This is a genomic window from Kribbella sp. NPDC049584, assembly GCF_040675555.1.
In the GTDB taxonomy this organism is placed as follows: Bacteria; Actinomycetota; Actinomycetes; order Propionibacteriales; family Kribbellaceae; genus Kribbella.
The window spans coordinates 116,038-138,194 of record NZ_JBFAPF010000002.1 but is presented as its reverse complement, the minus strand read 5'-3'; the positions used below and the strand labels follow the sequence as shown (position 1 = coordinate 138,194).

General features: G+C 68.3%; 20 protein-coding genes. 9 read left to right on the top strand and 11 right to left on the bottom strand.

All coding sequences use genetic code 11. The features are described 5' to 3' along the window. Positions 1 to 296: 296 nt before the first annotated feature. Positions 297 to 2,159 (bottom strand): hypothetical protein, encoded by a 1,863-nt coding sequence (locus AB0J62_RS07365; protein ID WP_363865439.1) that lies wholly within the window; start codon positions 2,157 to 2,159, stop codon positions 297 to 299. A gap of 152 nt (positions 2,160 to 2,311) precedes the next feature. Between AB0J62_RS07365 and AB0J62_RS07360 the strand changes: the two genes are divergently transcribed. From AB0J62_RS07360 to AB0J62_RS07325, 8 genes are all read left to right on the top strand, one after another. Then, entirely contained in the window at positions 2,312 to 3,373 is a 1,062-nt protein-coding gene (locus AB0J62_RS07360; protein WP_363865437.1) for a MoxR family ATPase, read from the top strand. Continuing rightward, complete coding sequence (locus AB0J62_RS07355) at positions 3,366 to 5,147, top strand: hypothetical protein (protein ID WP_363865435.1); 1,782 nt, start codon at positions 3,366 to 3,368, stop codon at positions 5,145 to 5,147. The genes AB0J62_RS07360 and AB0J62_RS07355 overlap by 8 nt, the downstream gene beginning before the upstream one ends. 64 nt (positions 5,148 to 5,211) lie before the next feature. Next, on the top strand, positions 5,212 to 6,435 hold the full coding sequence (locus AB0J62_RS07350) for an MFS transporter (protein ID WP_363865433.1): 1,224 nt from the start codon (positions 5,212 to 5,214) through the stop codon (positions 6,433 to 6,435). Between the two features lie 202 nt (positions 6,436 to 6,637). Continuing rightward, entirely contained in the window at positions 6,638 to 8,428 is a 1,791-nt protein-coding gene (locus AB0J62_RS07345) for an ABC transporter ATP-binding protein (RefSeq protein ID WP_363865431.1), read from the top strand. Continuing rightward, entirely contained in the window at positions 8,425 to 10,299 is a 1,875-nt protein-coding gene (locus AB0J62_RS07340) for an ABC transporter ATP-binding protein (protein WP_363865429.1), read from the top strand. The genes AB0J62_RS07345 and AB0J62_RS07340 overlap by 4 nt, the downstream gene beginning before the upstream one ends. A gap of 140 nt (positions 10,300 to 10,439) precedes the next feature. Further along, positions 10,440 to 11,441 carry a sialidase family protein gene (locus tag AB0J62_RS07335; RefSeq protein WP_363865427.1) on the top strand — a complete coding sequence of 334 codons (1,002 nt, stop codon included), beginning with the start codon at positions 10,440 to 10,442 and terminating at the stop codon, positions 11,439 to 11,441. Next, complete coding sequence (locus tag AB0J62_RS07330) at positions 11,426 to 12,451, top strand: hypothetical protein (protein WP_363865425.1); 1,026 nt, start codon at positions 11,426 to 11,428, stop codon at positions 12,449 to 12,451. Before AB0J62_RS07335 ends, AB0J62_RS07330 begins: the two co-directional genes overlap by 16 nt. A gap of 31 nt (positions 12,452 to 12,482) precedes the next feature. Continuing rightward, entirely contained in the window at positions 12,483 to 13,634 is a 1,152-nt protein-coding gene (locus AB0J62_RS07325; RefSeq protein ID WP_363865423.1) for an AAA family ATPase, read from the top strand. A 2-nt stretch (positions 13,635 to 13,636) separates the two neighbouring features. Here AB0J62_RS07325 and AB0J62_RS07320 read toward each other — a convergent pair whose 3' ends face one another. The 9 genes from AB0J62_RS07320 to AB0J62_RS07280 form a co-directional block, all read right to left on the bottom strand. Continuing rightward, positions 13,637 to 14,473, bottom strand: a complete 837-nt coding sequence (locus AB0J62_RS07320) for a hypothetical protein (RefSeq protein ID WP_363865421.1) — start codon at positions 14,471 to 14,473, stop codon at positions 13,637 to 13,639. Beyond that, positions 14,474 to 15,196 (bottom strand): CDP-alcohol phosphatidyltransferase family protein, encoded by a 723-nt coding sequence (locus AB0J62_RS07315; protein ID WP_363865419.1) that lies wholly within the window; start codon positions 15,194 to 15,196, stop codon positions 14,474 to 14,476. Positions 15,197 to 15,346: 150 nt separating this feature from the next. Continuing rightward, on the bottom strand, positions 15,347 to 15,787 hold the full coding sequence (locus tag AB0J62_RS07310) for a nitroreductase family deazaflavin-dependent oxidoreductase (RefSeq protein ID WP_363865417.1): 441 nt from the start codon (positions 15,785 to 15,787) through the stop codon (positions 15,347 to 15,349). A 78-nt stretch (positions 15,788 to 15,865) separates the two neighbouring features. Continuing rightward, positions 15,866 to 16,327, bottom strand: coding sequence for a hypothetical protein (locus AB0J62_RS07305; protein WP_363865415.1), 462 nt, complete (start codon positions 16,325 to 16,327; stop codon positions 15,866 to 15,868). Positions 16,328 to 16,338: 11 nt separating this feature from the next. Then, positions 16,339 to 17,040: a class F sortase gene (locus AB0J62_RS07300; RefSeq protein WP_363865413.1), complete on the bottom strand. Its 702-nt coding sequence runs from the start codon at positions 17,038 to 17,040 to the stop codon at positions 16,339 to 16,341. Between the two features lies 1 nt (position 17,041). Then, a complete protein-coding gene (locus AB0J62_RS07295) occupies positions 17,042 to 18,061 on the bottom strand; it encodes a hypothetical protein (protein WP_363865411.1) in 1,020 nt (339 codons plus the stop codon). 191 nt (positions 18,062 to 18,252) lie between these two features. After that, positions 18,253 to 19,383, bottom strand: coding sequence for a hypothetical protein (locus AB0J62_RS07290; protein ID WP_363865409.1), 1,131 nt, complete (start codon positions 19,381 to 19,383; stop codon positions 18,253 to 18,255). A 116-nt stretch (positions 19,384 to 19,499) separates the two neighbouring features. After that, complete coding sequence (locus AB0J62_RS07285) at positions 19,500 to 20,594, bottom strand: PP2C family protein-serine/threonine phosphatase (RefSeq protein WP_363865407.1); 1,095 nt, start codon at positions 20,592 to 20,594, stop codon at positions 19,500 to 19,502. Between the two features lie 63 nt (positions 20,595 to 20,657). After that, positions 20,658 to 21,485, bottom strand: coding sequence for a DNA-formamidopyrimidine glycosylase family protein (locus AB0J62_RS07280; RefSeq protein WP_363865405.1), 828 nt, complete (start codon positions 21,483 to 21,485; stop codon positions 20,658 to 20,660). Positions 21,486 to 21,495: 10 nt separating this feature from the next. Here AB0J62_RS07280 and AB0J62_RS07275 point away from each other — a divergent pair, with 10 nt between their 5' ends. Continuing rightward, a complete protein-coding gene (locus tag AB0J62_RS07275) occupies positions 21,496 to 21,717 on the top strand; it encodes a hypothetical protein (protein ID WP_363865403.1) in 222 nt (73 codons plus the stop codon). Here AB0J62_RS07275 and AB0J62_RS07270 read toward each other — a convergent pair. Further along, entirely contained in the window at positions 21,681 to 22,148 is a 468-nt protein-coding gene (locus AB0J62_RS07270; RefSeq protein WP_363865401.1) for a ribose-5-phosphate isomerase, read from the bottom strand. The genes AB0J62_RS07275 and AB0J62_RS07270 overlap by 37 nt on opposite strands. Positions 22,149 to 22,157 lie beyond the last annotated feature (9 nt).

Below are 22,157 nucleotides of genomic sequence, written 5' to 3'. Positions count from 1 at the left end.
GGCGAGTGGCGAGGCATGCCTGCGGAAAGCGCAGGCCTGCCTCGCCCTCTTGTTTTGTGCGCCTTCGCTTCGCTCGGCGCGGGCGGGGGCTCCGCCACCCGCACCCCCTGGGCCTTCGCTTCGCTCGGCTGCTGGCTCGAGTTCTGCGGTCGGCTCGGCTCCTGGCTCGGGTTTCGTGGTCGGCTCGGGATTCGCTTCGCTCGGCTCCTAGCTCGGGCTTCGCTCGGCTCCTGGCTGGGTTCGCGGCGGCTCGGGGGCTGGCTTGGGTGGGTTACTCGGGGGCTGGCTTGGGTGGGTTAGGGGGCGCGGAGGAAGGCGATGGCGTCTATTGAGGCTGGGGCCGTGCTGGTCGAGACGATCTTGACGGCGCCGGTGCGGAAGACCGTTGTCGGTAGGTAGGTGACCACTCGGCTGGTGGTGGTGGCGGCCAGGGAGACGGTGCCGATCTTGATGTTGGCGTGGTAGATGTCTACGCGGCCTTGAGCGGGGCCGTGGAGGGCTACCAGGGCAATGCGTTGGCCTGCCTCGGTGGCCTTGGTGAGGTAGGCGCCGTTGACTTTGAGGATGGTGGTGGTGCCCTGGAAGGCCAGGGTGCTGGTGGTGCGGGTGACGGTGCCGGCGGAGGTCAGGGCTCGATCGTCTTCGGGGGCCACTGAGCAGATGGGGGCGGACCAGGCGGACAGGTTGCCCAGGTAGTCGCGGGAGCGGACCATGAAGCACTCGTCCCAGCCGAGGCGGGGAGCCCACGTGATCGACGTGATGCGCGTGTTCTGCCAGGTGGCCGGGTAGATCCACTTGCCGAACGCGACACCCGGCGCGGCGGTCTTGTAGACCACGTCGTACGACGCGATGTCGGTGTCGTCCTTGTACGCCCAGCGAACGGTCGCGGACCCACTCAGCTGCACCCGGTCACCGATCCGCCACGTGACGAGCGACGGCGCGGTGCCGTCGACCTCACTGCAGTACGACGCGCTCCACGCGCTCACATTGCCCGCGTAGTCACGAGCACGGACCGACCAGCAGGTGTCCGTCCCGATCGGAGCGGTCAGACTCGCAGCCGTCGTCTTCAGGCCCTGCCACCCGGGCACCAGGTTCCAGGCGCCGTACGGCGACGTGCGGTTCGGGCGCTGCTGGATGCGCACGTCGTAGCTCAACACGCCCGTAGCGGGCGAGTTCGGGTCCTGCGGGTCAGTGAAGGCCCAGTCGAAGGACAGGCTGGTGTTGTCACGGACCCGGTCGCCCGCCGACGCACTGGTCAGTACGGGTGCAACCGTGTCCGGGTGCTGCTGCGGGTCCGGACTCAGCCAGCTCAGCGTGATCACGCGCGGATTGCCGTCCGAGTCGGCGTACACGATCTTCGCCAGGCCGGAGCCGTCCGCGCGGAAGCTGGGACCGGCTGTGCGGATCGGTCCGTACCTGCGCTGCCCGAGAGCGGGATCGTTGAGGTCAGTGACCAACAGGTCCGACCCGGACGCCTGAACGGCAAAACCATTACCCAGCTGTGAGTCCGCGGCCACGGACAGGCTGCGCGGCGGCTGCGGTCCGTTGACGTCGACAACCTGGTTGCAGCCGCTCAGCACAGCCCACCGGCCGTTCACGCCGCCCGGGCCGACGGTGCACGCAGTCGCGACCAGCACGGTCTTCACGACACCAGAAGTCAGGTTCTTGCCGTCCAGATGCCCTGGCGAAGTCACCTTCCACACGGTGTCGCCGGACATGGCGAACGGCGGTGCATAGTCGGCCAGCTTGGTCTTGGAGGCGACGTCGTACACCTCTGCGGTCGCTCCGGCCGGCGTGCGGTGCGAGACGAGCTTGCCGCCCTTCCCGAGCACCACGTCGTCCGCAGCGGGGAACGTGAGCCCGCCGACCTTCGCCGTACTCCCGTCGAACGTCAGCAGCGCGCTCCCCTCGACCTGCAGCGGCTTACCGACGTTCGTGCCGCCGGACGCGGTCCAGGTGGTCCCGTTGTTGCTGGTCTCGTAGACCGGGTTCGACACGACCACCCGGGCACCGGACATCCCGACGTCGACCGCGGACCGCCCTGGGACGAGCACCCCCGCCCCCAGGTGCGGCGGCGGGTCGGCAGCCAGTGCTTGCGATGCCGACAACGGCAGCAGTACGGCGGCGCAGACAGCCGCCGCCTTGACCCGATAGCTCACCACGAGAGACCCCCCAGTACTCCGAAGACAACGGGCCGCACCCTAGCCAGTAACCACCGGTAACGGAAGCACCCTGGAAAACAGAGTGACACACCGTGATGCCAAGAGGATCCTGGAGGGCTGACCAAGGACGGCAGCCACGAAAGGAATGAATGCAGGCAGGGATCACGGTATCGGCGGCAGAACTGCCCGAAGTGCTGCTGCACGTCGCGGTGGTACGCCCGGTCTTCCTCTGGGGCGCACCGGGGATCGGGAAGAGCAGTCTGGTGCGGGCGTTCGCGGAATCGCTCGGTCTGGAGTGCGTGACGCTCCTGGGCACGCAGCTCGCGCCGGAGGACCTCATCGGCGTACCGCAGATCGTCGACGGCCGCAGCCGCTTCGCACCGCCCGTGGCGATCGCGCGGGACGAGCCGTACTGCCTGTTCCTCGACGAGCTGAACGCATCGTCGGCCGAGGTCCAGAAGGCGTTCTACTCGCTCATCCTCGACCGCCGGATCGGTGAGTACGAGCTGCCGGAGGGCTCCGTGGTGATCGGCGCCGGCAACCGCGCCACCGACAACGCGCTGGCCCGTCCGATGGCGAGCGCACTGGTCAACCGGCTCGTCCACGTCCACCTGCGCGCCTCTGCGAGCGACTGGCTGCAGTGGGCCGGTACGGCGGGCATTCACCCCTGGGTCCTCGAGTATCTGCGCAACCGCCCCGACCACCTGTGGACCGCACCGCCGAAGACCGAGGAGCCGTTCTCCACCCCGCGCTCGTGGCACATGCTCTCGGACGCCCTTCACTCGTACGGCGACGGCGTGTCCGACGAGACGCTCCGGGTACTTGCCTTCGGCACCTTGTCCGCCGCGCACGCCTCCACGTTCCGCGCGTACGTGAAGACGGTCCGGCACGCCTTCGGCCTGGACGCCGTACTCAAGGGTGAGACCGGTTGGCCGGCTGCTCCGGAGGACCGCGACCTGCTGTACTTCCTCGCCGAAACCTTCCGCGCCCGTCTGATCAAGGAACTGGCCGCCGACAAGGCCTCCGCGAATCCAGCCGCCCGTCAGCTCGCGCACCGCGGCAAGGCGCTGCTGGTCGAGCTGGCGGAGATCTCGCTCGAGATCGCTCAGCTGGTGATCGCGTCCGACGACGACGGCCGTCCGGTGCTGCCGACGTGGTTCCTGGTCGAGGTCAGCCGCGATCTGCCGCGGCTGGTGGCGGCGCGTGCCTAAACGCCACAAGCAGCGGGACCCGGCGTGGGAGGCGATCCAGGCCGGCTGGACGACCGTCGTACAGCACCCGCTGTTCGCTCCGATGGCCGATTGGGCGCGCAGCCCGATCCGTGACGACGACTGTCCGGCCGACGCCTGGGCGATCATCGACTCGAACGGCCAGATCCGTACGCACCGGACCCGCCGCGCCACGCCGGACGAGTGGACGTGGGTCTTCGCGCACCTGCTCATCCACCTCGGTCTCGGCCACGCAGACCGCGACCGACCGGAGCCGGACCATGCTGCCCAAGCCGCATGCGACGTAGCGGTCAACCGCTACCTCCAGTCGCTCAAACTCGGTACGCCGATCGTCGAGCTGCCCGCGTCCTTCCCCGCGATGGAGGAGGACGCGCTGGCACGCCTCTGGCGGCGCGAAGGCGTACCAGCGGAGTACGACGGACTCGGCACGGCAGGCCGGACCTCCGACGTCGAGACGGCCCGCTGGAACGGCTGGGGCAAGCCGCCCCAGTGGGGCGAGTTGTTCGCCGCCGGACTATCGGCCGCAGCAGCAGCGGCCGTCGAGGTCGCAGGCGGTGCACGCTCTTCGCTGAGCGCGGACCGTGGCGGGCGCGACAAGTGGGACCTCGCGCTCGGCTGGTTCGTCTCGTCGTACCCGCTGCTCGGTGCGATCGCGTCGAGTATGACGATCGTCGCCGAGGCGGAGCTCGCCCGTGGCTGGGACATCCACGTCGCGACAGTGAATGCCGCAGCCGGCGAGATCTACATCAATCCGCTCGTCAGCATGACGCTGAGCGAGTGGCGGTTCGTGATGGCCCACGAGATGCTGCACGCCGCCCTGCGCCACGGTGAACGCGTCGGTGGCCGCGACCCGTACCTGTGGAACGTGGCGGCCGACCTGGTGATCAACGGCTGGCTCCTGGAGATGGGCGTCGGCAGCATGCCGGATGGCGCGCTGCACGACCCGGTCCTGAAGGGCATGTCCGCCGAAGAGGTCTACGACCGCATCACCACCGATCTGCGTCGCTACCGCAAGCTCGCGACCCTGCGTGGCGTCGGACTGGGCGACGTACTCGGCCAGCCGCTGCCGCACGCAGGTGAGGCCGCGCGCGGCGCCGGCCTGGACGACATCTACCGGCGTGCACTGACCACCGGTCTGGCGTACCACGACTCCGCCCGTGGCACGCTGCCTGCCGGACTGGTCGAGGAGATCCGCGCGCTGGACCACCCGCCGCTCGCCTGGGACGCACAGCTGGCCCGCTGGTTCGAGGAGCACGTGCCGGCCGTCGAGAAGACCCGCACGTACGCCCGCGCGTCCAGGCGCCAATCCGGTACGCCGGACATCCCGCGCCCCGGCTGGATCCGCCCTGTCGAGCTCGACCGGCTCTCGACGTACGGCGTGGTGCTGGACACGTCCGGCTCGATGGACCGCGAGCTGCTGGGCAAGGCGCTCGGCGCGATCGCGTCGTACTCGCGTGCTCGCGACGTACCGGCCGCCCGGGTCGTGTACTGCGACGCGGCGGCGTACGACGCCGGGTATGTGCCTGTCGACGACATCGCCGGCCGGGTGCAGGTCCGTGGACGTGGCGGGACGGTGTTGCAGCCCGGCGTCGACCTGCTCGAGCGGGCGAAGGACTTCCCCGCGGGGGGTCCGATCCTGCTCATCACCGACGGGCAGTGCGATGTCGTCCGGGTACGGCGCGAGCACGCCTGGCTGATCCCCCGCGGCGCCTCACTCCCCTTCACTGCAAGGGGTCCTGTGTTTCGCGTGGAGTGAACAAGCTCTGCCGGCGGCGAACAACCGTAGCCGAATGACTCTGCTGGGTGACAGGTTCACAGATATGGCGTGGGTCGTTAACGGCGAGTTCAGGAAGCTGTGGATCGGACAGCTGGTGTCGGCATCCGGCAGTGCGGTCACGACTGTCGCACTCCCGCTGGTGGCGGTCGTGACACTGCAGGCATCGGCTGTGCAGATGGGTGCCCTGTCCGCGGTGTCGATCGCGCCCCATCTGCTGTTCGGACTGCTGGCCGGTGTCTGGGTGGACAGGTGGTCGCGACGGCGCGTGCTGATCTGGACCGACCTCGGACGCCTCCTGCTCCTCGGCTCGGTGCCGGCTGCGGCCGTCCTTCAGTCACTGCGGATCGAGCACCTGTACGTCGTCGCCGTACTGACCGGGGTGCTCACGCTGCTGTCCGACACCGCGTCCCAGACGATGATCCCGATCCTGGTTCCACGAGAGGACCTGATGCGGGCCAACAGTGCCGCCCTGCTGAACCTGAACCTCGCCTCGACCGTCGGCCCGTCCGTCGCCGGTTTCCTGGTGCAGGTCCTCACAGCACCCTTCGCGATCGTCCTCGACGCCGCGTCGTACGTCGTGTCCGCCATCGCGGCATACCTGATCCGCGAACCGGATCGCCTACCCGCGCGACCCCGCTCCGAGGTGCGGCTGTCCGCAGGTCTGCGAGTGCTCTTCGGTCACCGGATGCTCAGGCCACTCGTCCTCTCCGCGGCCATTGCGGCCCTGGCCGGATCTCTGCAGGGACCACTGGTCGTCCTGTTCCTCATCCGTGAGCTGCACCGCTCGCCCGCGTTCGTCGGACTGACGCTGACCGCCTTCGGCGCCGCCGCGGTAGCCGGGACGTTGGTAGCCGGTCCGTGGTGCCGCCTGGTCGGCATCGGCCGCTCCTACCTGTCCGGCTGCTTCCTTGCCTCGCTCAACGGCGCCTTGCTGTTCACCGGCCGTACGCCGCTCATCCTCCTCGGCCAGGTGCTCGCCGGCGTGGGCATGGCGCTGTTCGGCGTACCTCAGCGCACGCTGCGGCAGGCGTTGGCCCCAGCCCACCTCCTGGGGCAGGTCACCGCCTCCTGGCGCACCCTGGTCATCGGCGGCCAGACCGCGGGCGCGGCCGTCTCAGGGGTCCTGGCCACCGCGCTCCACATCCGCCCCACCCTCCTGATCGCCACCGCGGGCATGCTCGCGGGATCCCTGGTCGCCGTCTTCTCGCCGCTGCGCGGACTGCGCGAGCTGCCCGAAGAGGAAACAGCCGGGCGATCGATGGCCTAGGACTAATAGCGAATTGTGATAGGTCCCGACAGGCCTCCCGCGTGGGGCCGGGACGGGTTATTGCATCCGGTGGTTATTCATCGACGGGGAATGGAATTGGCAGGACAAGCGCTTACCTACTGGGCGATACTGGAAAGTGCGCCGTTTTCTGGTCGCCCAAGCCCCTTGTGAACCGAAGTAGATGGGAAGTGCGCCCGTCCAGATGCCGTCAGAGCACGCTGTCACAGCGCCGTCGATCGCTGCCCCTACCACCCGTGTCCCCGAACGCAGCCGCAATCTGTGGCGACTGCGTCCTTACCTGAAGCCACACCGCTGGCGCCTCGCGGTGATGTTCTCCACCGCCATGCTGGGCGTCGGTGTCAGCCTCACCGTCCCGCTGGTCACCAGGTCCATCATCGACGGACCGGTCACCCGCCACGAACTGAGCATGCTGGTACCGCTCGCACTGCTGGCCCTCGGGCTCAGCATCGCCGAGGTCATCTTGGTGTGGATGCGCCGCTGGGCGCAATCCCGAACGGTCAGTGATTTGGAGGCGACTCTCCGGCACGACCTGTACGTCCGGCTGCAGTCGCTGCCGATGGAGTTCCACACCCGGTGGCAGAGCGGTCAGTTGCTGTCCCGAGTCACCACCGACCTGTCCACGATCCGCCGGTTCATGGGCTTCGGCCTGCTGTTCCTGGTGATGAACATCCTGCAACTGATCGTCGTCACCATCCTGCTGCTGCAGTTGTACTGGCCGCTCGGTCTCGTGGTCCTGGTGGCCGCCGTACCGGTCGTGATGGTTTCGCTGAAGTTCGAGAAGAAGTACCTGCGGATCTCCCGCAAGGTGCAGGACCAGCAGGGTGACCTGGCCACCCGGATCGAGGAGTCGGCGCTCGGCTTCCGGGTGATCAAGGCGTTCGGCCGGCGGCCGCACGTCCAGCGACAGTTCGACGACGAGGCGACCACGCTGTACGACACCGAGGTCGAGAAGGTCCGGCTGGCGTCGAGGTTCTGGAGCTTCCTCGGCGTCATTCCGAACCTGACCCTGGTGATCGTGCTGCTGCTCGGCGCGCTCGCGGCCGGGCGCCAGGCGATCACCCTGGGCACCCTGGTCGCGTTCATCACGCTGATGCTGTCACTGGTGTGGCCGGTCACCTCACTCGGCGCGATCCTGGCGATGGCGCAGGAGTCGATGACCGCGGCGGACCGGATCAGTGAGATCCTCGACACCTACTCCGTGATCAAGTCCGGTCCGGAGGAGCTCACCAACGCCCATGGTCACCTCCGGTTCGAGCATGTCGGATTCCGGTTCTCCGACGACTCGACCGAGGTGCTGCACGACATCAACCTCGACCTGACCCCTGGTACGACGCTGGCCCTGGTCGGCGCGACCGGGTCCGGCAAGACCACTTTGACCGCACTGGTCCCCCGGCTGTACGACGTGACCGCCGGCCGGATCACCATCGACGGGCACGACATCCGGGACCTGTCCCTGGTGTCACTGCGGAGCGCCGTGGCGTCGGCGTTCGACGACCCGACCCTGTTCTCGATGAGTGTCCGGGAGAACCTGACGCTCGGACGCCCGGACGCCAGCGACGCCGACGTACAGCAGGCGTTGGAGGTGGCACAGGCGCAGTTCGCCAACGACCTGCCGTGGGGGCTGGAGACCCGCGTCGGTGAGCAGGGCATGTCACTGTCGGGTGGACAGCGGCAGCGGCTCGCACTGGCCCGTGCAGTGCTCGCCAGGCCGGCCGTGCTGGTGCTGGACGACACGCTGTCGGCGCTCGACGTCCACACCGAGGCTCTGGTGGAGGAGGCGCTGCAGAACGTGCTCGCCGATACCACCGGCATCGTGGTGGCGCACCGCGCGTCGACCGTGATGCTGGCCGACAAGGTCGCCCTGCTCGAGGGCGGCACGATCACCCACGTCGGAACCCATCAGGAACTGCTGGCGACAGTGCCGGAGTACCGGCACCTGCTGGCAGCCGAAGAAGAGGAGGTGCACGCATGACGACGACCCAGCAAACACCTCCTGCAGCGAAGGAACGGGAGCAGAAGCCGCCGGAGGAGCAGAGCTGGCGGGGCCTGTTCGAGGAGGACCCGGACCGGGAGATCTCCCGGGCGACGACCATCCGGCTGAAGGAGGACTCCCGCAAGCTGCTCGGGGAGCTGCTGCGGCCGTACCAGAAGCTGATCTGGCTGCTGGTCGTGATCGTGATCGTCGAGAACGGCGCCCGGCTCGCGGTGCCGTACCTGGTCCACCTGGGGATCGACAACGGCATCCCGCCGATCCTCGCGGGCAAGGGCTCGCAACAGCTGATCACGATCGTGATCGCGGTGTTCGCGGCGGCGCTGCTGCAGGCGTGGGCGCGACAGATCTTCCTGATGCGCTCCGGGCGGCTGGGCCAGACCATCCTGCTCGGCCTGCGCAAGCGGGTCTTCGACCACTTCCAGCGGCTCAGCCCGGCGTTCCACGACCGGTTCACCTCGGGCCGTGTGATCTCCCGGCTGACGTCCGACGTACAGGTCATCGACGAGATGCTGGCGAGCGGCTTCGACAGCCTGGTCACAGCGGTGCTGACCCTGGTCGGCACGTCGATCATCCTGCTCACGCTCGACGTGAAGCTCGGTCTGCTCGCACTCCTGTCGTTCCCCGCGCTTCTGCTCCTGACAGCGTGGTTCCGGAAGCGGTCCGCGGTCGTGTACCGGCAGACGCGTGAGGCCGTCGTACTGGTCATCGTGCACTTCGTCGAGTCGATGACCGGGATCCGCGCGGTCCAGGCCTTCCGCCGGGAGCCGCGCAACGAGGAGATCTTCCACGGGGTCAACGACCGCTACCGGAAGGCGAACCTCGAGTCGTTCCGGCTGAACGCGGTCTTCATGCCGGCGATCAAGGGCGTCGGCAACATCACGATCGTCGCGATCCTGGCGTACGGCGGTTACCAGGCGTACCACGGGCACGTGACGGTCGGCGTCCTGACGGCGTTCCTGCTCTACCTGCGGCAGTTCTTCGAGCCGCTGCAGGACATCACGCAGTTCTACAACACATTCCTGTCCGCCTCGGCGGCGCTGGAGAAGCTGTCCGGTGTGCTGAACGAGACCCCGGACGTTCCGGAGCCGATCGAGCCGGCCAAGCCGGGCAAGGCGCGCGGTCACCTGGAACTGCGGAACGTGCGGTTCGAGTACGTCGACGGCGTACCCGTGCTGCCCGGTCTGCAGCTGGACGTGCCGGCCGGCCAGACACTGGCCCTGGTCGGTACGACGGGCGCCGGCAAGACCACGATCGCCAAACTGGTCGCACGGTTCTACGACCCGACCGGCGGCCACCTGCTGCTCGACGGTGTGGATCTGCGCGACCTGTCCGAGGACGACCTGCGCGAACGGGTGGTCATGGTGACCCAGGAGAACTTCCTGTTCACCGGCTCGGTGGCCGACAACATCCGCTTCGGCAAGCCCGACGCGACGATGGAGGAGGTCGTCGAGGCCGCCAAGGTGATCGGTGCGCACGACTTCATCACGGCTCTGCCGAACGGCTACGAGACTCCCGTGGAGAAGCGCGGGTCCCGGTTGTCGGCCGGTCAGCGTCAGTTGGTCGCGTTCGCGCGGGCCTTCCTGGCCGACCCCGCCGTACTGATCCTGGACGAGGCCACGTCCAGCCTGGACATCCCCAGCGAACGCCTCATCCAGCGGGCCCTGAAGACGATCCTGGCCGACCGTACGGCGATCGTCATCGCCCACCGGTTGTCCACCGTCGAGACCGCCGACCGGGTGCTGGTGCTGGAACACGGGCGGATCATCGAGGACGGCTCACCTGACGAGCTCATCACCCATGACGGTCACTACGCCGGGCTGCACCAGGCCTGGGAGGACTCCCTGGCCTGAGTTCCGTCGCACGACCAGCGGCCCGCAACCTGACCGGTTGCGGGCCGCTGGCTTTTCTTCTCGGAGTAATACCTATTAGCGTCTAGCGCCCGCGCAAACCGAGCGAGTACGGTCCTGCCACCCGTCGTGAGGAGAGTGGGATGCCGATCAGTCGTCGTACGTTGAATCTCGGGATCGCGGCCGGAGCGGCCGCGGCCGCGTTGCCGACGTCCGCCAATGCCGTCGTACCGCACGGTGGTGGTGGACGTGGACACCACCAGCCGGCGGCACCGGTCTTCGGTGAGACGACGTTGTGGGACAACACCGTCGACCCACTGGCCAGCTACTTCGTCTACGGGCTGATCGCGACGCGCAACGACACCCTCATCGCATGCTGCGAAGGTCGGCACGAGGTGTGTGATGCCGGGCCGCACGATCTGCTCATCCGACGCAGCACGGACGGCGGAAAGACGTGGCTGCCGACGCAGACCGTCGAGGCTTCGGTCAACGGCGAGAGCTGGGCCAACCCGACGTTCGTTGCCGACGGCCACACCGGCGAGGTCTTCCTGTTCTACAACCTCTGCGCGCGGCTGCCGGAGAACACCAGCTGCTCCTCCGACACCGGCATCGTGCACTACCGCTCCAGCACCGACAACGGCGCTACGTGGGGCGAGCGACACAGTCTGGACGGTCTGTTCGACAGCTTCCCGTTCAACTGGGAGATGCACGGCCCCGGCCCCGGGCACGGCATCCAGCTGAAGTCCGGGCGGTTGCTGCTCACCGTGTCGCACCGGACGATCATCACCGGCGTACCGACGGCAGACCGCAACTACGGCGCCTCCACGATCTACAGCGACGACCACGGTCGCACCTGGAAGGCCGGTGGCGAAGTACCGCTCGGGACAGGTCTGCCGACGGTCGGCGAGTCCAGACTGCTTCAGCGAGCGGACGGCTCCATCGTCATGAACAGCCGACCGGGCTCTGGCAACGACTGGCCGCGGGACTTCGCCATCAGCACCGACGACGGTCTGAGCTGGTCGCGAGCGGTGATGGACTTCAGCGTCGGCCTGTTCAACGGCTGCGACATGGGCTTCCTCCGGTACACCGACGACGCCAATCGGTGCTGCTCAGTCGCCCTGACTCACCGATGCGCTGGAACGTGACGGTCGCGATCAGCTACGACGAGGGCAAGTCGTTCCGCTACAGCCGATCGATCAGCCCGATCCGTGGGTACTACTCCGACCTCGCCCGGCTGTCCGACGGCACCATCGTCCTGCTGTACGGCTGCGACGGCGACGTCGACAGCAGTCCGCGCCGCGTGGCGGTCGCCCGCTTCAACCTGGAGTGGCTGACGCAAGGACGCGACAGTCTGGCGACCGGGCCGGGTCTGTCCACGTCGTCGTACCCGATGAACTACCCGCGGCTCCCAGCCGGCGCTGTCGGCGCGTACGTCGACCAGTCGATCCACGTGGACCGCGACGACACGTACGAGCTCTGGCTGCGTTACTACCGCTCTGCTGACGGCGGACTGGTCACGGTGACCGTCGACGGGGACGCGCCGCGGGTCAGTGCACTCGACCTGACATCGTTCCGCGGCGAGGGCTACGACATGGTGCTGCTCGACCGGCGTCAACTCACGGCGGGCCGGCACTCCGTCCGCTTCACCCTCGCCGGTTCAGGCCGAGGCGGCGGTACGGCGGTGGCGCTCGAGCAACTGACCCTCGTCAAGGCATCGGCGACCCCGGACGTCCGCGAGGAGATCACCGTCGACAACGGCGGGCTCGGCTTCGAGACGGTCGGGACGTGGGCCAGCGGGCGCAGTGTCCTCGGGTACTACGGGTTCAACTACCTCACCCATGCCAAGGGCACGGGTGCCAACCTGGCCCGCTTCCGCCCCGCCATCCCCGGCACAGGCCAGTACGAGGTCCTCACGTCGTACACCGCCGATCCCAACCGCGCCTCCAACGCGCCGTACGTCGTCCACCACGCCGGTGGTACGACGACGGTGGCGGTCGACCAGCGAGTCCGCGGCGTACCGGATCCGCGGACCGGCGAGTGGGTATCGCTCGGCACGTTCACGTTCAACGCAGGTCTGGACAGCTACGTCGAACTGAGCGACAACGCCGACGGCTACGTGATCGCCGACGCGGTCCGCTGGCGCCGCCTGCCGTAGAACTGTCCGGGGGCGTCGGTACGTTGGGCGCATGCTGACGACGCTGGCGGTGGAGAACTACCGGTCCCTGCGGCGGATCGTCATGCCGCTGGGCGGTTTGAACGTGGTGACCGGCGCGAACGGGACGGGCAAGTCCAGCCTGTACCGGGCGCTCCGGTTGCTTGCCGATGCCTCGCGCAACGGCGCAATCGCGGCCTTGGCACGCGAAGGCGGACTTCAGTCGACGCTGTGGGCCGGCCCGGAACACGTCCGTAAGGACCGGCCGGTCCAGGGCACGGTTCGGACCGGTCCGGTGACGTTGCGGATGGGATTCGCGGGCGATGACTACGGCTATCTGATGGATCTCGGGCTGCCCGTGCCCAACGGCTCGCAGTTCGATCTCGATCCCGAGATCAAGCGGGAAGCCTTGTGGGCAGGGCCTTTCCTCCGACCGGCGGCGCTGCTGGTCGACCGGAGCAATCGCGAGGCGCGGATCCGTTCGTCCGGTGGCGAGTGGGAACGCGCTGGTCATCAGCTCCAGACCTTCGACAGCATGCTGAGCGAGTTCGCGGATCCTGAGCGGGCGCCTGAGCTGATGCTGGTGCGGGACCGGCTGCGGGGTTGGCGGTTCTACGACCACTTCCGCACCGACGCCGATGCGCCCGCCCGGCGAGTGCAGATCGGCACCCGGACTCCCGTACTGTCCCACGACGGCGGGGACGTTGCCGCTGCCCTGCAGACGATCCGCGAGCTCGGGCCGAACGGCGCACTCGACGAGGCCATCGAGCTGGGCTTCCCCGGCAGCCGGGTGGATGTCGTGAACACCGCCGGCCGCTTCGAGATCGCGTTCCGCCAGCACGGGCTGCTCCGGCCGCTGTCGGGTGCCGAGCTGTCCGACGGCACGCTCAGATATCTCCTGTGGGTCGCCGCTCTACTGACGCCGAGACCGCCTGAACTCCTGGTCCTCAACGAGCCCGAGACCAGCCTGCACCCCGACCTCCTGCCGGCCCTCGCGAACCTCGTGATCACCGCAGCCAAGGAGGCGCAGGTCATCGTCGTCACCCACTCACGCCCATTCATCTCCTCACTCCGGGCCCTGTCCTCCGACCTGCACACGATCGAGCTGGTCAAGGACCGCGGCGCCACCACCATCGCCGGCCAAGGCCCGCTCGACGAGCCGCCCTGGAAGTGGCCGTCGCGCTGAGGTCAGTGCTTGACCGACTCGAAGCGGACCAGGACCACCGAGCCGGCCGCGGAGAGCGCAAAGCCGATGATCGCCGCCGGCCACCAACCTGCGCGTACGGCGTCGTTGAGGACGAAGACGCCGACGGCGGCCGGAGTGATGGTCTGGAGCGCGATCATCGGCGTCGTCGCCAACGTCACCGAACCGCGCTGCAAGGCCAAGGAGTACAGGATGAAAGCGAGCGCTCCACTGATCGGGAGCGTGTAGAGCGTCGGGCTGTGGAACAGCTCAGAGATGGAACCGTCCTGCAGCAGACGAGCGGAGATGGCGACGCCGGCGTACCCGAGACCGGCCAGCAGTCCGAGTAGGGCGGTCGACACACCGTGCTGTGACCGGCTGGCGAGGGCGCCCAGTACGGCGATCGTGATGAGGCCGACGATGATGCCGATCGTGAGGCCATGATGCTGGGCGGCCGCGCCGGCGTCTCCTGCTGACACCGCGAGCAGGCCGAGACCCACGACAACGCCCGCCACTGCCGACCACTCGAGCGCGCTGAGTTGATCCGACATCAGCCGGGTCGCGAGCAGCGCGGTGACGACCAGGCTGACCGCGATACCTGCTTGCGCCAAGTACAACGGCAGCAGCCGCAGCGCGACGAAGTGCAGGCCGAAGCCGGCCAGGTTCAGCGCGAGGGCGCCGAGGAACGCGGGCTGCTTGAGCAGCGCGACGACGAACCCGCCGAACCGCCGCGGATTCAGCTCCGACTCGGTCGGCACCTTGCGCGAACCGACCGCCTGCATGATCGCGCCGACACCGAACAGCACCGCGGCCCCCAGAGCCGCGCCAAGACCGAGAACCATCTACGCGGCAGCCTTACGGCGCCAGGTCAGGTACAGACTCAGCACGCCGTAGTACACCAGGTACGACAGCGAGACGCCGACCACGACCGGGTTCGGGTTCGGCATCTGCGCCAGGAGTACGGCGTACGACGCGAGCCAGATCGCGGTCGTCAGCAGGTTCAGCGAGCGGAACGCCTTCGTCCGCGACGGATACACGTACTTCACCGGGATGAAAACGAGGATCGAGCAGACGACCAGGATGATGCCGGTGGTGACCGGGCTGAGGCTCAGCACCACGACGTAGAACGCGACCACGTTCCAGTAGCTGGGGAAACCGAGGAAGAAGTGGTCCTCGGTCTTCGCGTCGACCCGGCAGAACTGGTAGCTGGAGGCAAGCAACGGCAACGCGCCGAGGATCGCGCCCCAGGTCCCGGACGGCAGGTAACCGCCGGTCCAGAGCAGGATGATCGGGGCGAACGCGTAGGTCAGGTAGTCGACGATGTTGTCGAGCATCGCGCCGTCGAACCACGGGATGGTCTCCTTCACCCGCAGCCGGCGCGCGAGCATCCCGTCGGTGCCGTCGATCACCAGGGTCGCCAGCCCGAGCCAGAGGGCGCGGACCGCGTCGCCGTCGATGGCGGCGATCACGATCAGCAACGCGAGCACCGTTCCGCTCGCGGTATAGGCATGCAGTGCAAGTCCGGCCAGACGCAACCGCGTCGACCCGACGAACGGTTCCTGCACCGCGTCGTGTGTGGTCAGGACGACTCCCAGAACTCAAGCGACGCAGCGCGCCGGGCCGGGTCGAAGTGAACCCGGCCGTCGCCAGCGTCTCACAAGCCTGGTCCCGCCCCGTTCACCGACCGTCATCCGGAGCGAGATCTTTGCAAGGACTTAGTTGATGGGGTCCAGGACGAAGAGCGGGATCTTCCGGGTGGTCTTGGTCTGGTACTCGGCGTACGGCGGGTATGCCGCGACGGCCCGCGTCCACCACTCGTCGTACTCGGCGCCCTCGATCTCGCGGGCGACGTACTCCTTGGTGGTCTCGCCGTCCTGCAGGGTGAGCTTCGGGTCGGCCTTCAGGTTGTAGTACCAGACCGGGTTCTTCGGCGCGCCGCCGAGCGAGGCGACAGCGGCGTACACACCGTTGTGCTCCACCCGCATCAGCGGGACCTTCCGGATCTTGCCGGACTTGGCGCCGCGCATCGTCAGCAGCACCACCCGCATTCCTTTGATGTCGACCGCCGCGGTGGTGCCGGCCTCGGTGACCTTCTCCACCTGCTCGCGGACCCAACCGGTCGGGCTCGGGGCGTAGTCGTCGTTGTTCGATGTCATGTCATCAATCGTAAGATGACGCGTCATCATTACCAACTGCCGCGTGTCGGTCCGGACGCCCAGGGTGTTCGCGTCCAGTCAGACGGCGCAGGAGCGGAGCTGGGTCGCGGTGGCGATCGTGGCCTCGATCCAGCGGCGGCGCAGGAAATGCGCCTTCGCCAGCCGGTGCACGCCGTCGAGGACGACCAGCCGGCCGCGGTACGCGACCAGGTTGATCGGGAAGTCGAGGTCCGCGTCCATCACCCGCTGGTAGTGGGCGCGGAAGTTCATCGGCGTCTCCGCGACCTGGTTCGGCGTGACCCGGAACCGATCACCGTCGAGCTGCCACAACGGCAGGTCGAACATCCAGACCAGGTCGGCGATCTCCACCGGCTCGACCTTCAGGTCGAGCTCCCACAACTTCGCCAACTGCCAGCGGTACGGCGGGAACACCTCCCGCAACGCCTCCGGCATCATCGCGACCAGCTCGTCGAACGAGACGTCGGGCGCGACCCGGTCCACCTCGGCCCCGACGGTGTCACCCAGCCCATCGATCGTCACGACGGAGCAGGCTACGCCATCGGCAGGGCGATCACGACCACGTTGCTGAGGTACACCTGGCCGTTCCAGTCCTCACACGTCACCAGGACGAGCCGGCCACGAACGCTCTGGTCGAACAGTTGCGCGGCACGCTTGGCCAACGTGGCTTTCCGGTACGTCGCCACTGTGGCGACCCGGTACTGCAGCTGACCCCGAACCGTCGTCAGCTGGACAACCGATCCGGGGACGAGCTTGCCGAGGTTGTCGAAGGCTCCGCCGCCGTTGTGCACCGTGTGCCCGGTGATGACCGCCGACCCCGTCTTGCCACCGGGCTGGGCGCCACCGGACCACCAACCGACCTTCGACGGGTCGGACGGTGGCGTCAGCGCGGCATGAACTGCGCTGATTGCCACAACCGGAGCGTCGACGCCCAGCTGCGAGATGTGGATGCCCGTGGGGCGTCCGGCGCGTGCCGTCGTACGACTGCTCGACGGGACGGTCGGAACGGACTCTGGGACCGCTCGGCGGGACCGGCCGGCCGGGCTGCTGGACGCGACCGATGAGGTCGGCGAGACGGATCCGGTCGTCGGCGCGGTCGAGGCGCCGGTGTGCTCATCGCTACCGCGGCCGAACTGCAGGTACGCACCGGTCGCGAGCGCACAGACGCCCACGAGCGCGACCGCCCCGCTCCACCGGAGTGGAGCCGGGCGGCCGCGTCGTCGGGCAGAACTCACGTCAGACGCTGTGCTTTCCACGCCGCCGGAAGGCGACGACACCGGCGCCGGTCAGCAGCAGACCGCCGACGGTCAGCAGCAAACCACCGGCCAGACCGAACGGGCTGTTGCTATCGGCAACCGAGTTGGCGGAACCACCAGGACCACCGAAGCCGGCGTCGACCTCGGTCGGTACGCCGGGCGTCGGCGTCCCACTCGGAACGTCGGGGGCCGGCGTCGACGTGGTGGCTACCGGCGAAGTGCTGGACGGCGACGTCGGGGTGTTCGGTGCGGTCGGCGTACCCGGAGAGGTCGGCGGAGTCGTCGGCGGCGTGTCGGTCGTCGTCGGCGGCGTGTCCGTTGTCGTAGGCGGAGTCGTCGGCGGCGTGTCGGTCGTCGTCGGAGGCGTATCGGTTGTCGTCGGCGGCGTGTCGGTCGTCGTCGGAGGCGTATCCGTTGTCGTCGGCGGGGTGTCCGTCGTCGTGGGCGGACTCGTCGGCGGCGTGGTCGGCGGGGCGTCGCAACCCTGCACCCAGAAGACCTTGTGCTTCACGTCGTTGCCGATCGAGCCGGGCGCGTTCACCGTGAGCTTGACGTGGTAGCCCTGCTGCGGCTGCGGCTGACCGGTGAACTTCAGCGTGTAGACCTCCCTGGCGTCCAGGTCGGTGCCGCCGCCGGCCGCGTCCTCGCCGATGAACGGATGAAGGTTGCCGGAGACAACCTGCAGCCCGCCGTCCTTCGTCGGCGCCTGGTCCTCGAACGTGACCGTGGCGTTGTAGTCGCCCTTGTCGTAGTTGTAGAACTCGACGCTGAACGTGCAGCCCTGATGCGGGTTGTTGTCCGGCGGTCCGCTCTGGATGTCGGCGCCCTCGATCTTGACCGTGCCGTTGTTGCCCGGCGGATTGTGGCTTCCCGCCACCGCCGTCTGGTCCGCGTTGGCGGAAGGCGCGACCAGCAGTGCGGTGGCGCCGAGTAGTAGTGAAAGTGCTCCGGCCCCGGCAAAAATGCCGGTGGCACGGGAGCGGATGCCCGTGTGGGTCATGTCCGTCCTCGAACGACGCAGGGGATTCAGATTCTGGAGAAGTATTTCGGTTCCGTTACAGCAATCAAGTTTGTTCGGTAACGATTGATCGCGTGTCGCGGCCGTTGTCCACAGGCCAGGGGGCCGGGCCTGTGGACATCACGCATCGCCAGCAGTTGGTGACCGTTGGTGCTCGGCCGGTTCGTCGGGCGTCAGCGGGCGTGGCGTCCGCGGCGTCGGAGGGATGCGACCGCGCCACCGGCGAGGAGCATGCCGCCGAACGTCATCAGCAGGCCGCCGGCCTGATTTCTGCCGCCGTCGTTCACCGCGGCGACCGGACGGGTCGGCGGACCGGAAAGCCCTGCGTCCACAGCGGTCGGCAGCCCCGGAGTCGCCGTAGTACTCGCGTGGTGCGTCGGCACCGGAGTCGCCGAGCTGGTCGGCGACGTCGCGGCGCTGGTCGGCGACGTCGCGGCGCTGGTCGGCGACGTCGTGGCCGGAGTAGTCGGCGGCAGCGTCGTAACCGGGGTCGTCGGCGGCGTCGTCGGCGGTGTGGTGGGTGGCGTCGTCGGCGGCGTGGTCGGCGGTGTGGTGGGTGGCGTCGTCGGCGGCGTGGTGGGCGGTGTAGTGGGAGGCGTCGTCGGAGGCGTGGTGGGCGATGTAGTGGGAGGCGTCGTCGGAGGCGTGGTGGGCGGTGTAGTGGGAGGCGGCGTCGTAGGTGGCGTCGTCGGAGGCGTGGTGGGCGGTGTAGTGGGAGGCGTCGTAGGTGGCGTCGTCGGAGGCGTTGTCGGCGGTGTGGTGGGTGGGGCGTCGCAGCCCTCGACCCAGAAGACCTTGTGTTTGGTGTCGGCGCCGCTCGAGCCGGGGGCGTGGACGGTGATCTTGACGTGGTAGCCCTGCTGCGGCTGTGGCTGGCCGGTGAACTTCAACGTGTACGTCACCCGCGCGTCCAGGTCGTTGCCGCCGCCGGCCGGATCACCGCCGATGAACGGAGTCAGATCGCCGGAGACGACCTGCAACCCCGCGTCGGCCGTCGGCGCCTGATCCTCGAAGATGACCTGGGCGTTGTACGGCCCCTCGTCGAAGTTGTAGAACTCGACGGTGAACATGCACCCCTGGTGCGGGTTGTTGTCGGGCGGCCCGCTGCCGATGTCCACCCCTTCGATCTTGATCGTGCCGTTGTTCCCCGGCGGCGCAGCCATCGCCGCACCAGCCGGAGCGATGGACCCGTCGGTCCCGGGACCCGGCTGGATGAACATCACCGCGGCACCGATCAGAACCGTGAGCGCTCCAGCGGCAACCGCCGCGCCGGCCAACTGAGCATGAACCCGCTTCACGACCATTCCCCGTCCCCTGTCTTGCGTATGGTCACAGCCCGGGCGGACATCTCACCTGCAGTATGGACCTCTAGTTGCCCAAGTCAACAAACAGGGGAATGACAACGAGAGACTTAGTTGCCTCAGGCATGCGCCGTGCGGTGGATGATCACGATCGCCGAATCGTCGCCGGGTCCGCCGGCGGTGGCGACCAGTTCGGCGGCGCCGCCGACGAATCCCTGCGCCACAAGACGTTCCGCGTGGCCGGTGAGCCGGTCGGTGCCGCGGCCGATGTCCCGCCGGGGCGTCTCGACCATGCCGTCGCTGTACAGGAACAACGCGTCCCCGAGACGCAGCTGCCCGTGGTTCGCGTTGAACTCCGGGGCCTGCATCAACCCGAGCAACGGGCCGTCCGCGTCCCGCGTCTGCCACCGCCCGGACCAGGCGTCGAACTGGATCGCCGGCGGATGCCCGGCCGTGCGTACGTCGAAGTCCCCGGTCCGCAGGTCGACCACGACGTGGACCACGGTCGCGAAGTCGTCGTCCCAGTCCTGCCGGCGGATGTACTGGTTCGCCGACGGCAGGAACTCCGCCGGGGGTACGACGCCGAGCAGGCCGCCGAACGCACCGGACAACAGCAGCGCCCGCGTCCCGGCATCGATTCCCTTGCCCGAGACATCGACCAGCGCCACCTCGAGGAACTCGTCGTGCATCGTCGACACCACGAAGTCACCCGAGAACGTCGACCCGCCGGCGGACTGGATCGCCACCTCGACCCGCCAGCCGGGCGGCAACGCCGGCATCTCCCCCTGCGCGGTGAGGGTGTCCCGCAGCTCCATCAGCATCGACTCGCTCCGGGTGCCGGCCACACCGAGCCGGCTGCGGACCTTGGCGCTGGCGATCATGATCCAGCCGACGATCACCAGCACCAGCACGAAGCCGATCCGCGGCATCGTCACCCCGTGGGACAGTACGACGTACGAACCGAACGCCGCTGTGATCCCGGTCAGCGCCACGAGCTCGCCGAAGCGCAGCAGAACGCCGCCGACGACGAGCGGGACGATCAGGAAGGACGCCGGTACGAAGGTCATCCAGATCGAGCTCGCGATCGCGATCACCAGCTGCATCAGCGCGAGGGCAACGAAGGCCAGCCGGTGGGACCGGCGGGCACGACGGCCCAGCGCTTCGACCCGGCGGCCGATGCGTCGTACCAGCGCGAGACCGCCGTTCTTCCTCATGGTGTGAAGAAGATAACGGCACCGCTCGGTCCGCGCATCAATTCGCAACACAACTGATGGGTTTCAGCTCTTGCGAGTGAGTCCGGTCCGTTGACATTTGGGACACCAGAAAAGGTTGCGGCCGGCCAGGATCTTGGTCCGGATCACCGACTGGCAGACGAAGCAGTGCTGCCCCTGCCGCCGGTAGACGTAGACCTCACCGCCATGATCGTCCTTGCGCGGGTCACGCCCCATCGCCTCCGGTGTGTGGTCGTCGGCAACGGTATCGATCCGGCCGGTTTCGACGCCGTACTTCATCAGCGCGAGCAGGTCTTCCCACATGCCCTGCCACTCGCGCTTCTTGACCACATTGCCCGGCGTCATCGGGTTCAGCTTGGCCCGGAAGAGCACCTCGGCGCGGTACACGTTGCCGACCCCGCTCAGCACGTCCTGGTTCATCAGCAGCTGGCCGATCGGCAGCTTGCTGCGGTGGATCCGCTTCCAGGCGAGCTCCGGGTCGGCGTCATCGCGCAGCGGGTCCGGTCCGAGCCGGCTGAGCAGCTTGTCGCGTTCCTCGCCGGTGATGACCTCGCAGACGGTCGCACCGCGCAGATCGGCGTACGACGTGGCGTTCTGCAGCCTCAGCCGTACCTGACCCACGGGCTCCGGCACCGGGGCCGGACGGATGTCCATCTTGCCGATCAGGCCGAGGTGGATGTGCAACCTGCCGGCCCCCTCGAAGTCCGCGAGGAAGTGCTTGCCGTGGGCCTCGGTCTGCGTCAGGACATGCCCGTTCAGCAGCGCGGCGCCGTCGACGAACCGGCCCTGCGGGCTGGACGCCTGGACCAGGCGGCCTCCGAACGCGTCCCAGACGTCGTTCGCCAGGCGGTGCAGGGTGTGACCTTCAGGCATGATTCCTCATATGGGGACGACAGGTGGCTCTGGTGCGGCTAAGGGCGGACGGGCGGCGCCGCCCACTCCGGCGGTGGTCGGCACGGGCCGGTCGATGCGCGCCCGGGACGTCTCCCGGCCGCGTCGAGAAGTAGAACGCCGGCCGGCGCCGCAAAAGTCCAGCGACGACCAGGCCGACCAGGGCGGTCAGGGCGGTCAGGGCAAGGGCGGGAGCTCACCGGTCGACTCGTAGTCCGTCAGCATGTCGATCCGGCGGGTGTGCCGCGCCTCGCCGGAGTAGTCGGTCGCCAGGAACGTGTCGATGAACCCGGTGGCCTCCTCCTCCGAGTGCATCCGGCCGCCGACGCTGATCACGTTGGCGTTGTTGTGCTCCCGGCCGAGGCGTGCGGTCTCGGTGCTCCAGGCCAGCACGGCCCGGACACCCTTCACCTTGTTGGCGGCGATCTGCTCACCGTTGCCCGAGCCACCGATCACGATGCCCAGGCTGCCCGGGTCGTCGACGACAGCCTGCGCGGTCCGCAGGCAGAACGGCGGGTAGTCGTCCTCGGCGTCGTACGCCACCGGACCGTGGTCGACGACGTCGTGCCCAGCAGCAGTGAGGTGCTCTACCAGGTGGTTCTTCAGCTCGAAGCCGGCATGGTCGCAGCCGATGTGCACTCGCATGGCCAGCAA

Bases quoted from the DNA above. Each gene is read 5' to 3' on its own strand.
- AB0J62_RS07360 (WP_363865437.1), top strand. From the start codon at position 2,312: ATGCAGGCAGGGATCACGGTATCGGCGGCAGAACTGCCCGAAGTGCTG.
- AB0J62_RS07350 (WP_363865433.1), top strand. From the start codon at position 5,212: ATGGCGTGGGTCGTTAACGGCGAGTTCAGGAAGCTGTGGATCGGACAG.
- AB0J62_RS07345 (WP_363865431.1), top strand. From the start codon at position 6,638: ATGCCGTCAGAGCACGCTGTCACAGCGCCGTCGATCGCTGCCCCTACC.
- AB0J62_RS07340 (WP_363865429.1), top strand. From the start codon at position 8,425: ATGACGACGACCCAGCAAACACCTCCTGCAGCGAAGGAACGGGAGCAG.
- AB0J62_RS07335 (WP_363865427.1), top strand. From the start codon at position 10,440: ATGCCGATCAGTCGTCGTACGTTGAATCTCGGGATCGCGGCCGGAGCG.
- AB0J62_RS07330 (WP_363865425.1), top strand. From the start codon at position 11,426: ATGCGCTGGAACGTGACGGTCGCGATCAGCTACGACGAGGGCAAGTCG.
- AB0J62_RS07325 (WP_363865423.1), top strand. From the start codon at position 12,483: ATGCTGACGACGCTGGCGGTGGAGAACTACCGGTCCCTGCGGCGGATC.
- AB0J62_RS07320 (WP_363865421.1), bottom strand. From the start codon at position 14,473: ATGGTTCTCGGTCTTGGCGCGGCTCTGGGGGCCGCGGTGCTGTTCGGT.
- AB0J62_RS07310 (WP_363865417.1), bottom strand. From the start codon at position 15,787: ATGACATCGAACAACGACGACTACGCCCCGAGCCCGACCGGTTGGGTC.
- AB0J62_RS07295 (WP_363865411.1), bottom strand. From the start codon at position 18,061: ATGACCCACACGGGCATCCGCTCCCGTGCCACCGGCATTTTTGCCGGG.
- AB0J62_RS07290 (WP_363865409.1), bottom strand. From the start codon at position 19,383: ATGGTCGTGAAGCGGGTTCATGCTCAGTTGGCCGGCGCGGCGGTTGCC.
- AB0J62_RS07285 (WP_363865407.1), bottom strand. From the start codon at position 20,594: ATGAGGAAGAACGGCGGTCTCGCGCTGGTACGACGCATCGGCCGCCGG.
- AB0J62_RS07280 (WP_363865405.1), bottom strand. From the start codon at position 21,485: ATGCCTGAAGGTCACACCCTGCACCGCCTGGCGAACGACGTCTGGGAC.
- AB0J62_RS07275 (WP_363865403.1), top strand. From the start codon at position 21,496: ATGGGGACGACAGGTGGCTCTGGTGCGGCTAAGGGCGGACGGGCGGCG.
- AB0J62_RS07270 (WP_363865401.1), bottom strand. From the start codon at position 22,148: ATGCGAGTGCACATCGGCTGCGACCATGCCGGCTTCGAGCTGAAGAAC.